Annotated in this window: 14 protein-coding genes; 1 reads left to right on the top strand and 13 read right to left on the bottom strand. The window is 42.8% G+C overall.

Annotated elements, in window-relative coordinates; genetic code table 11:
* Positions 1-442: 442 nt before the first annotated feature.
* Complete coding sequence (locus OEV42_20405; protein ID MDH3976632.1) at positions 443-1,099, bottom strand: hypothetical protein; 657 nt, start codon at positions 1,097-1,099, stop codon at positions 443-445.
* A 305-nt stretch (positions 1,100-1,404) separates the two neighbouring features.
* Here OEV42_20405 and OEV42_20400 point away from each other — a divergent pair, with 305 nt between their 5' ends.
* Positions 1,405-1,770 (top strand): hypothetical protein, encoded by a 366-nt coding sequence (locus OEV42_20400; protein ID MDH3976631.1) that lies wholly within the window; start codon positions 1,405-1,407, stop codon positions 1,768-1,770.
* A 186-nt stretch (positions 1,771-1,956) separates the two neighbouring features.
* On the opposite strand, the gene OEV42_20395 is transcribed toward OEV42_20400, so the two are convergent.
* The 12 genes from OEV42_20395 to OEV42_20340 form a co-directional block, all read right to left on the bottom strand.
* Positions 1,957-2,712 carry a cytochrome c3 family protein gene (locus OEV42_20395; protein MDH3976630.1) on the bottom strand — a complete coding sequence of 252 codons (756 nt, stop codon included), beginning with the start codon at positions 2,710-2,712 and terminating at the stop codon, positions 1,957-1,959.
* 524 nt (positions 2,713-3,236) lie between these two features.
* Positions 3,237-3,743 carry a cytochrome b/b6 domain-containing protein gene (locus OEV42_20390; GenBank protein ID MDH3976629.1) on the bottom strand — a complete coding sequence of 169 codons (507 nt, stop codon included), beginning with the start codon at positions 3,741-3,743 and terminating at the stop codon, positions 3,237-3,239.
* Between the two features lie 60 nt (positions 3,744-3,803).
* Positions 3,804-4,376 (bottom strand): YceI family protein, encoded by a 573-nt coding sequence (locus OEV42_20385; GenBank protein ID MDH3976628.1) that lies wholly within the window; start codon positions 4,374-4,376, stop codon positions 3,804-3,806.
* Between the two features lie 182 nt (positions 4,377-4,558).
* A complete protein-coding gene (scpB, locus tag OEV42_20380) occupies positions 4,559-5,164 on the bottom strand; it encodes an SMC-Scp complex subunit ScpB (GenBank protein ID MDH3976627.1) in 606 nt (201 codons plus the stop codon).
* A gap of 8 nt (positions 5,165-5,172) precedes the next feature.
* Entirely contained in the window at positions 5,173-5,901 is a 729-nt protein-coding gene (locus tag OEV42_20375) for a segregation/condensation protein A (protein ID MDH3976626.1), read from the bottom strand.
* Positions 5,901-6,884, bottom strand: a complete 984-nt coding sequence (gene trpS / locus OEV42_20370) for a tryptophan--tRNA ligase (GenBank protein ID MDH3976625.1) — start codon at positions 6,882-6,884, stop codon at positions 5,901-5,903. Before trpS ends, OEV42_20375 begins: the two co-directional genes overlap by 1 nt.
* Positions 6,885-6,972: 88 nt before the next feature.
* Positions 6,973-8,187: a tetratricopeptide repeat protein gene (locus OEV42_20365; GenBank protein MDH3976624.1), complete on the bottom strand. Its 1,215-nt coding sequence runs from the start codon at positions 8,185-8,187 to the stop codon at positions 6,973-6,975.
* Positions 8,188-8,191: 4 nt separating this feature from the next.
* A complete protein-coding gene (locus OEV42_20360; GenBank protein MDH3976623.1) occupies positions 8,192-8,539 on the bottom strand; it encodes a LapA family protein in 348 nt (115 codons plus the stop codon).
* A gap of 12 nt (positions 8,540-8,551) precedes the next feature.
* On the bottom strand, positions 8,552-9,013 hold the full coding sequence (locus OEV42_20355) for an HIT domain-containing protein (GenBank protein ID MDH3976622.1): 462 nt from the start codon (positions 9,011-9,013) through the stop codon (positions 8,552-8,554).
* Positions 9,014-9,181: 168 nt separating this feature from the next.
* The gene (locus OEV42_20350) at positions 9,182-9,712 is read right to left on the bottom strand and encodes an O-acetyl-ADP-ribose deacetylase (GenBank protein ID MDH3976621.1); all 531 of its coding nucleotides are present in this window, start codon (positions 9,710-9,712) and stop codon (positions 9,182-9,184) included.
* An 83-nt stretch (positions 9,713-9,795) separates the two neighbouring features.
* Positions 9,796-10,185 (bottom strand): NusG domain II-containing protein, encoded by a 390-nt coding sequence (locus OEV42_20345; GenBank protein MDH3976620.1) that lies wholly within the window; start codon positions 10,183-10,185, stop codon positions 9,796-9,798.
* Positions 10,186-10,236: 51 nt separating this feature from the next.
* On the bottom strand, positions 10,237-10,838 hold a 602-nt coding region (locus tag OEV42_20340), incomplete at its 5' end, for a cytochrome c biogenesis protein CcdA (GenBank protein MDH3976619.1).

Raw genomic sequence — 10,838 nt, 5'->3', positions numbered from 1 at the left:
TCCTGAATCGCTTTAAGGGCTTTGTTAAAATCAAAACTACTTTCTTCTTTACTCATGTCAATTCTCCTTTTTTAGCTGAATATATCAGCTTTGGTTAAATTGACACAGAATTTTGAACACCCTCGATGCATATGCAAAACAATTGATTGAATCTTGTGAGAGGTTATAATTATACATATCAATAAAAGTGCCTGGGTTCAGGTCTTTGTTCTTTAATTTTCACTCCACAAAAAAAACCCGAAACCGTTACCGGTCCGGGCTTTCTGATTCTTCCTTTTTTCTCTTTCCCCATTTCTTTTCCCCCGAAATGATTGATTTATTTTTTATACCTTATAGATGTCACCTTTGTAAATGCTTTTTTGGAGGAATATGGCAAGGATTAGACAGGGAGTGTTCGGGAGAAAGCTGCACCCTACCACTCTAGAATCTTTGTATATGTATGCTATAAACTTGAATATCTTGTAAGTACAGATATTCTTTGTCGCCCTGCATATCCGCACCCTCCGCTTCCAAGAAAGACCATTTCATTATGTCCGAGTTTAATTAATTGAGGGATAACTTTGTTTTCAACAGGCGGAGTGGCATAAGGGTTAAAATGAGTGAATACAGCAAATTCACCTGTAATAAACTCATAAGTCTGATTGTCAATAGTATGATCACAAAAAGAAGGATCCGATCCCATACCAATAGCTGCAAAGGACCCCTCCGTTAAATCAAAAGTACCATCCGAGTTAATAGATATTTTGCCTGTTGCTGAGTGCAAATTCTCTTGATTATAATTTTGAATATCCCATGTACCTGGCATTATTTTTACCAGCTTTAGGCTTATCTCTTCCAGTGCCGCTTGAACATTCTGTGCAGTTATTGATGAATTATCTGAAACTTTAAAAAGAACATTGTCTGCCGAAATTTTCGTTTGAGTGTCTATTTCAACAATACCAGCATAAGCCTTCGATACTTGTGTAGCATTAAAAATAATATTTTCAGCTAAATATTTTTTTGTCCCTGAGTTGGCTGTTATTTCTGTTTCACTTTCTCCACAATTAATTAATATTGCAGCCAATAAAAGCACTATCATTAAACTAGATATATATTTCATATAAATCTCCTTTTTACTACATATTATGAAGTCAATAAAAACCCGAAACCGTTACCGGTCCGGGCTTTCTGATTTTTCCTTTTTTCTTTTTCCCCGAAATTATTGATTTATTTCTTATACCTTAACCAATCGCCTTTGTAAATGCTTTTTTTGATGAATATGGCAATGATTATTCGTTGTAAAATCATTGCTATAATAAATAGAGCTAATCCCTCATATAGCCTCCTTGTTTCATAGCTGCACCTTCTTTTATCTTCAACCATCTTAATAGTAGAAGTAAAAACAAATATAAAACGGGGGATAAAATGAAAAATCTAACATTTTTTACTGCCATCATGGTCTCTATTGCCCTTTTCACGGTTCCCGGCTTTGCAGATTCCCATGACAAAAGAGAGTATCTTGAAAAGAAAGAACGGTATGAAATGCTGCAGCCTGAAGGTAAAGCGATGAAATACAGCGGCGACTACAGGATGATACCATGTATCAAAGGGAAAACGCCTGATGATTGCTGGATGGGATGGCACGGAAACCGGCACGATAAACATCACCACCACTGGATGTACGGAGGTATGGCCTTTGCCAAAGTGCTGCTGTTGGGATTCTTCTTCTGGATGCTCTTTAGCATTCACAAATCGCTAAAGAAAATAGCAGATTCCAAAGAGAAGGAATAACAAGAGCCTTCGAAGTCTCTGTAAAGCTAAACAGGTCAGTGCATTTCACCGGCGGATTAAAGCTCTCTTCTCTTGTCAGCAAAGACATGTCTGCCCAATAAATATTTCTCTATATATCTTTTTATTCGGCGGATTACGCTTCGCTAATCGGCCCTGCCTTGCTGGAAACAGTAGCAGGCAGGTGCCCTATGGAAGTTTTGGTTCTTCCTTTAACCTGTGGCAATCCATGCACTCAAAGTCGTTAAACTGGACCAGCTTATGGTGCCTGTCGGGAATATAAACAGGTTTTACGGGGAATGATTCGGGGTGCTCATGACAAACCCTGCATTCAGTTATTTTGTCTACCCCCAAGTGATTATCAGAACTGGAAATGACATGATGACAATTTGTACATTCCAGTCCTTTCGTCTGAACCAGCAGATGATGTCTATCGGGAATATAGACAGGTTTTACGGGAAATGATTCGGGATGTTCGTGACAGGATCTGCAATTTCTAAAATTTACAAAGGGTGAATCATCGATAAAAATATCAATACTCTCACTGAAGGTAAGATCCATAATACCGTCATAATTATCATCAACAGCGAACCTGAAGGTATGTCTCCCAACAGGCAGTTCTGAACTCCTCATAACATACCTTCCCATCAGCGGTTTGATGGGTTCTCCTGTAGCGGGCAGGGGATATTCAGACAGCAGCCAACCACTCCCGTTTACAAACCAATATTGGCCTGTCGATGTATTAAGTGAAATCCAAATATCAATATATTGGCCATTGTAGTCACCGGGTTCAAGACTGACCGTGACATTTGCACTGTCCCCATAATTCAGATAAGCATAATTATTTGATCCGTTTACCTCTATAGCAGGAACGGGTAAAGCTGCTACGGCAACAGAAGAAAGGGAAAATACAATCATCAATATTAAAAAAATTCGTTTTAGCATAAAAATTTTACCCTTTCATTTTTCACTTCAGCTATTAGAGTTGATCATTTCTATTTCCAAAATTCAACTACCCCACCGCATGACTATGAAGATTTCCTTCAGGATTTATCTCGATAGAACGAGGCAAATAGACCCACCAGAGAAACAATTCCACACCGGCTCAAGCATTTAACCATATCTCTCTCAATAAATCATGACATATTTTGCTTTTCTTTTGACTAATATTGCCACATCATACTCTTTTATAAAAAATTATCATTCCTTTTATTAGATTTATTGACCTGGAAAGAGCAGCTTGACGTGAATTTATAGTGTAACATGTCGCTTTCACAGTGTCTTCAAATAATCTTAAATTCACCCGAAGCATAAAGGCGACCCTCATAAATATGTATTAAATATCATAGTTTACGACATATCTATAATCAAACTATTCTTTCCAGTATTATAGTGGTTCCCTAAAAAGCTTAAGGGCCCCAATGATCCGGGATCAAACTGTTGAAAACTATAATTGGAAAAAGTGCAGATTATTTCTTTAAACTTCTTTTCCTGGAAAAATTGTGCTTCATCTGTACACTATGAACTAAAATGCCTCCGGCCAGTGTATAAGCAAGAAGATAATGAATCCAATCGAGAACATTGCGAAAGCTGTCCCCTGTTATAAGCAGTGAAGGCAGATCAATGAGACCGAAGAATGAGATGGGGTCACCTTTTGAAGTGGAAAAAAGGTAGCCCGTCGTTGTTATAAGAAGAACAAAAGTATAGAGAAGATAGTGCTGTGCACCGAATACGTTAAACCTGAGCGATTTTATTATTAGCCCGGGCGAAGGAAAGTTCTCTCTAAACCTGAAAATAAGCCTGATAAGTGCCGTGAACATGACGAGCGAACCAACAGACTTATGGAGTGAAGGAGCGGCATGGTACCAGCGATGATAAAAACCGAGATCCGTCATGTACCACCCCAGCCCGATCTGAAAAAGGATGAGCAGTGCCAGCAGGTTGCGAAACCATTTCCAGAATGTTCTACCTGTCATTTTAAACATTAACAGAGCCTTATATATTCCTCCTCACATCTGTTCCCATAAGTGGATTTATTACTTCCTTATCCCTTCGATGCCGAGATCAAACTCAATCATCTCACCGGCAGGCCCCAGGTTATAATCGATTCCAAAGTCACTCTTTTTAAAGGCAATCTTCCCGATAAATCCAACCCGGTATCCACCCCAGGGGTCCTTTCCTTCACCAACCTTGCTTACATCGATTTTGATTCTCTTGCTTACACCATGAAGCGTGAGAACGCCCTCAAGGGTTCGACCGTCAAAACTTTTACTTTTAAATGAGGCTTTAGGGTACTTGCTCACTTCGAGAAAGTCTTTGCCACGGAGATGTTTGTCGCGCTCGGCATGGTTTGTATCGACACTGTCCGTTGCAATTTCTACAGAAAATTTGCTGCTGCCCGGCTTCGATTCATCATAGCTGAACGCTCCCGAAACATCATTAAAGCGTCCATAAAGCCAGCTGAATCCCAGGTGCTGAATCCTGAACTCGACAAAAGAATGGGTGGGGTCCACCTTATATTGGGCCGGCCAGGCTGCTGTGGCGGCGCCCATAAAAAAGAGCGCCAGGATAATGATAAAATATTTTTTTTCAGATATTTTCCTTTTCATTTTCTGCCTCCTGAAATATTAGTCGTTTTTGTTACTATGATGTTTCTTTAGGCCTGAAGATACAAATTTTTTCTCAAAAAATGAATTTTTATTCAAGAATAAATTCTTTTCAGAGACAGGCCGGATATGAAAAGGAAAGAAAGGGCAGAATGATAGGGATGAACATCAGGTTCGATAGCCCATTACACATCAGGAGCCTTTTCCCCGGCATCTTCCTCCCGGGCCAGTCCGATGATACCTTCATCTGCCTCTTCAAGCTCTACAAATTCCTTTAAAGAAGGAAGCTGCGTCAAATCTCTTAAACCGAAGGTTTCAAGGAATCCCCTGGAAGTGCCATAAATCATCGGCCTGCCGGGAACCTCTTTCTTGCCGAGGATCTTGATAAGCTTCTTTTCAAGAAGGGATCTGACGACAGCCCCGGAATCAACGCCCCTTAAATCCTCGACTTCCGCCCTTGTAATGGGTTGACGATAGGCAACGATGGCCAACACCTCCATTGCAGCACGGCCAAACCTGGGCGGTCTTTTTGCTTTCAGTTTCTGGAGCAGGTACGAGAATTCCTTCTTCGTTCTGAACTGGTAACCGCCGGCAACATCCATTAGGCAAAGACCTCTTTCAGGGGCCTCGTAATCACTTCTTATCTCTTCAATAATGGCGCGAATATCCTTCCGTTCGAGTTCACCTTCTGACTCATGGCCGGCAAGTTCCACCAGTTTTTCCATCTTTATGGGGTGTTCCGATGCAAAGATAAGTGCCTCGATAGCGCCTTTTAATCTACTGTTCTCCATCAAAAAACCTAATGTATCGTTCCTGAAGAAGTTATTCTGATTGTGCCGAAAGTTTCCCCCTGAAAGGCGCGAATAGCATTGGTCTTGATCAGTTCCAGGAGCGCCAGGAAGGTCGCTACCACATCGCCTTTCGTTGAAGAGGTGTCAAAAAGAGACTGGAACGTTATGGCGCCTTCTTTTTTAAGGCTATCGAGAATACCGTCCATCTTCTCTTTTACAGAAATCTTTTCAAGCTCCACCTCATGGGACTTGAAAGTCCTTACGCTTTTCAGAACATCATTAAGCGCTTCCAGCAAGTCGAAAAGAGAAACATCATGACAGGCATCCTCTTCCTTACCTTCCGCCCTATCGATTTCTTCAATATACCCTTTTAAGAAATTATCCCTGTCGAGCCTATCCATGGCTTCAAGATCCTGTGATGCTTCTTTATACTTCTTGTATTCCAGAAGGCGTCTTACCAACTCCTCTCTCGGATCTTCCTCATCCTCATCCGACTCTTCATCATCAACGGGGGGAAGGAGCATTTTGGATTTTATATGCATAAGCGTTGCCGTCATGAGAATATACTCACCGGCAAGATCCAGATTAAGCAGCTTCATCATTTCAATATACTGGAGATATTGCTCCGTTATAAGAGCAATGGGGATATTCATAATATCGATCTCATGCTTCCTGATGAGATGAAGAAGAAGATCGAGAGGCCCCTCGAAACTGTCAAGCCTGACCTGGTAGTCCATCAGATGCGCACTGCCCTCCGTACCTCTTCCATGGTCTTTTTTGCCAGAGCGCCTGCCTTCTTATTCCCTTCTTCAACAATCTCTTTGACCCTTGCAGGGTTACTCATATACTCCTGCCTTCTTTCCCTGATGGGAGCGAGTTCTTCAAGAATATTTCGGGTAAGAATTTTCTTGCACTCAATGCAACCGATATCTGCACTTTTGCAACCCTTGACGACATAATCCTTCTGCTCGTCACTGGAGTAGATTTTATGATAAGCGTAAATAGGGCAAAGCTCCGGATCTCCGGGATCAGTCCTTCTTACCCTCTGCGGATCAGTCATGGCCGTTTTAATCTTCTTTGTAATGACCTCATCACCATCGGAAAGATAAATCGAGTTATTATAACTCTTGCTCATTTTTCTCCCGTCAGTTCCCGGGAGCTTGGGATACTGCGTTAGGAGGTGTTGAGGTTCAGGCAGAACGTTGCCGTAGAGAAAATTGAAACGCCTGGCCACTTCCCGCGTAAATTCCACGTGAGGCACCTGGTCTATACCGACAGGGACAAAGTCGGCCTTGTAAAGCAAGATGTCGGCAGATTGCAATAAGGGATAACCGAGAAAACCGTAAGTTCCCAGGTCCTTGTCCCTGATGTTGTCCATCTGTTCTTTATAAGTGGGAACTCTCTCAAGCCAGGGAAGCGGTGTAATCATGGAAAGAAGGAGGTGAAGCTCTGCATGTTCCATAACCCTGGACTGAACAAAGAGGGTTGCATTTTCCGGATCGATGCCGAAACTCAACCAGTCAATGATCATTTCATTAATATTCTCCTCAATGCCTTTTGTATCGGCATACTCCGACGTAAGCGAGTGCCAGTCGGCAACAAAGAAAAGGCAGTCATACTCGTCCTGAAGTTTCTTCCAGTTTTCAAGAACACCATGAAGGTGCCCCAGGTGAAGCTTCCCCGTAGGTCGCATTCCACTTAATACGGTTTTCTCTTTCATTTACATCCCCTGATGAATTTTTCCATTACCAGGAGCTTGTCAAACCAAGTCAGACAGGCTCCTCGATGAAAGGTCTTTTTTTAGTATCTCAAGTAGCCGTTGAACTGCTTTTCCTGACAACAGCGTAAGGTTTTTCCATGATTTTATCCCATTTACGGCACTTGGGACATCGCCATGAGAGATTTTTCGATTCATATCCGCAGTGACTGCACTGGAAATTCTTTTCGGGCAAAGGAAAGTCGTCAAATATAGCCTGGTAGATTTCAACAGCTTCAGCCTCTCTCTCCTGCTCAAGCATATACCTGCCCAGCGTCTGTCTCGCTTTGAGGTTTGAGGGATTAAGTTCCAGCACGATCTTTAATTCATTAATTGCCTCATCAACAAAACTCTTTTTATACAGATGCTCTGCCAGCGCAAAATGCGTATGAATATCATTATAATTTTTCTTCGAGTTCTCTCTTAGAATTTCTCCAATCTTGCTGAACTCGTTTAGCTTGAAATAAGCTTCTTCGAGCCTGGGATAGGCAAGGTAAGTAAAACCGGGCACTGCTTCCATCACCATTTTCCAGGTAGCAATGGCCTTGTTGTAATTATTTTCAGCATAAAAGAGGTCTCCCAGGTGCAAATAGGCATCAATGCACTTTCCATCAAGAGAGATCGATTTTTTAAAGGACTTCTTCGCCTGCGGCAACAGTCCTTTTTCAACATAAGACTTGCCCATCTCCGCCAGGTGGTGGGCAAGGACATTATTATCACTGCTTTTACGAAGCTTCGATATTTTTGCCTGAACCTGATAGGCCTTTTCCCATTCTTTTACATCTTCATAGAGGTCGAGAAGGTGTAAATGGGCGTCAAGTAACTTTGGAGCCATGGCAACCACTTCTTCGAAAGCGTTGATGGCTCTTTCCACAAACCCTGCCTTTTTAAAATCAAGCCCCAGATCATGGAGGGCTTGCTGTTTCATGTCACGATCAATGTTGGGTCTGACGATAATACTCTGATGAATTCGGATAGCCCTGGAGAGTTCACCCTTATTTCTGAAAAGGTTGCCAAGAGCCAGGTAGGTCTCGATAGTATCGCTGTTTATTTGAACTGCCCTGGAAAAGGCCTCAATTGCCTTGTCGGGCTCATTTGAAAGGATATAATTTATCCCGTTAAGATAGGCGGAATTATCTCCCTTCTCTCTATCACCCTTCCTCTGTTTTCCCCGCAACAAAAATTCCGACAGGGCATAACCTGCCAGAAAACCGATGAGAAGAAGTATTATCCCGAAAAAATAGGGTGTTTCCGAAGAAAACGCCATATAATCAGACCTCTTTCAGTTCCGTACCTTCAGGAACATTAACTTCTTCGGTAACCGCCCTGGATTCCGTAAGAGGAAGATTTCTCAGGGACGTGAGTTCTTTTTCCTTGGCAGCCATCTCCCTCCTGAGCTTCCTGATCACACTTCCGCTTCTTACTCTTTCATAGAGCCCTTCAAGCCCGCCTATGAGAATACCGAAAATGATGGAAAAAAACATGAGCAGATAAAGAGGGAGTTCAATCTGCTTTTCCGTCAAATAATATTTAATCGATACAGGATCATTATTTTTAAGTGCAAATGTGATTGCCGCCATAAACAGCAGCGCCGTAACCAGACTCTTGATAAATTTCATTTCATCCCTCCCTCAACTTTCCTTTTCATAAAAAGGCTTTAATCTCATATAAGTCTCTTCCAGATGTTCCGGCATAACCCTCGTATCTGCCAATACAGGCATAAAATTAGTGTCACCATTCCACCGGGGAACAATGTGAAGGTGGAGATGATCGTCGATCCCGGCGCCTGCCGCCTTACCCAGATTCATGCCCACATTGAATCCGTCCGGTTTCATCACTTCCTTCAGTATGCCGATGCTTCGCTGCATCTCCAGGGTCATTTCGGCTGCCACATCCCCTGTAAGAAGCGTTAAATCACTGACATGGGAATAGGGCGTAACCATGATATGTCCGTTATTATAGGGGTACTTATTCATAATAACAAAGCTCTCTTCCCCCCTGAAGAGGATGAGGTTATCCCTGTCTTTTTCTTCCCCCGGTTTGTCACAAAAAATGCAGCCTCCAGGCTTGTTGTCATCAAGTATGTACTCCATTCTCCAGGGAGTCCATAAACGCTCGGGTCTTTTTCCTTGGGACATGAAAAAAAGCCTTTCCTCTAAAAAAATTGCTAACGGTAAACTATATAGATTAGAGGGAATTAAGTCAAGCGATTGCTCCCCTAAAAGCCTATAAATGCAAGGCTGAATGAAGACTAATAAAAACTAGAGAAGGTCTTCCAGAACCCTTTGGTAAATATTATAATCACCAGTCCCGAAGAGCACAAACCGGACAAGCTCTATGGAGGAATCATGAATTAGAAAGTCCTTTATTGTAGAGAGTGCGGTTAATGCCGCTTTTTCAACAGGATAACCGTAGGCGCCGGTACTGATGGAGGGAAAGGAGAGGCTTTTCAGTCCCTCTTGAGAAGCTGCTATCAGGCAATTGCGGTAGGCATTGGAAAGGACTTGCTCTTCACCGGCATTTCCTCCCCTGAAGATGGGACCCACCGTATGTATAACGTGCTTTGCCTTGAGTTTACCGGCCGTTGTTATTTTTGCCTCTCCCGGAGGACAGCCGCCAAGCTTTCTGCACTCTTCAAGAATGGCCGGTCCACCTGCCCTGTGAATGGCCCCGTCAACACCACCGCCACCGAGGAGCGAACTGTTGGCGGCATTTATAATGGCATCGGTCTCTTCCCGGGTAATGTCCCCTTCAACAAGTTCTATGACGGAATTTCCCACATTTCTTCTCATCCCCTCTCCTCATTAGGTTATTGCATAAAAAGAAGCCCTCATAATTCCGGGCGGGAATAATTAACGCTTCCCTTTAGTATAGCTTACCTGGTAATAAGATCAATGTCCCCCTTATCTTTTTCGCCTATAATCCTGACAACAATCTTGTTCGGCATACAGACGATCATATCCCAGGGTTTTTCTATCCATCCCTTTTTTGAACAGATATGTTTGGAGCAGATTTTATCAGGCATAGGCAATATGCGTATTCTACCGTCAGAAACTTCAAACACGGCTTCCCCCCGGTCTATGTGCAGAGGTACCCGCCGGGGAGGTATCTGCCTATTGAGGGAAAAGCGCTTTACTTCCTTTCCATTAATTTCTATAACTGCCGTCTTTGGAATATCTGCCGGGAAAAGTGAAACGATTATGGCATAACTTAGCAGACTAAGGACCAGGAGAATAATTACAAGCACCCTGTCTGCAGGGGTCATTATTCCTCTCCAGATTTCCCTGAAAGTCACTTCCTGGACTCCAAATTGAGATTAGAGTTTGCTGATATCGATATCCCAGCCCAGCCCTATGGACTGGAAAAAGTTGGTCAGTTCGGTAAACCTGTCCGTTACGAGGAGCAATCCAACACAGATGAGGATGAGACCGCTCAGGGTGGTAACTACCTTCATATGCCTCGTCACTTTCGGAAGATGATGAAGGAAGGTGTTCAGCGCCAGCGAAGTTATCAGAAAAGGAAGCCCCAGACCGATTGAATAGACAAAAAGGAGCTGGATACCGAAGAGAACGGAGCCTTCCGATGTGGCGAGAGAGAGAATAGAGCCAAGCATGGGACCGATACAGGGCGTCCAGCCGGCGGCAAATACAATACCGACAAAAACAGAGCCAAGATATCCGGCCGGTTTTTCCTGAAGATGAAACTTCTTTTCCCTGTTGATAAAGTCAAATTTTATAAAACCCATGATAAAAAGGCCGAAAAATATGACGAGCAAACCTCCAATTCTCATGATCAGTTCCTGGTAATCCCGAAGAATGGAACCGATATAAGATGAAGATGCCCCAAGGGCGACAAAGATGATCGTAAAACCAAGGATAAAGGCAAGAGAATTATAAAGCGTTACCCGGGTAAAGTTTT

The organism is Deltaproteobacteria bacterium (genome assembly GCA_029860075.1).
In the GTDB taxonomy this organism is placed as follows: domain Bacteria; phylum Desulfobacterota; class JADFVX01; order JADFVX01; family JADFVX01; genus JAOUBX01.
The sequence above is the reverse complement of the archived record's forward strand: the minus strand, read 5'-3'. Positions and strand labels throughout refer to the sequence as shown.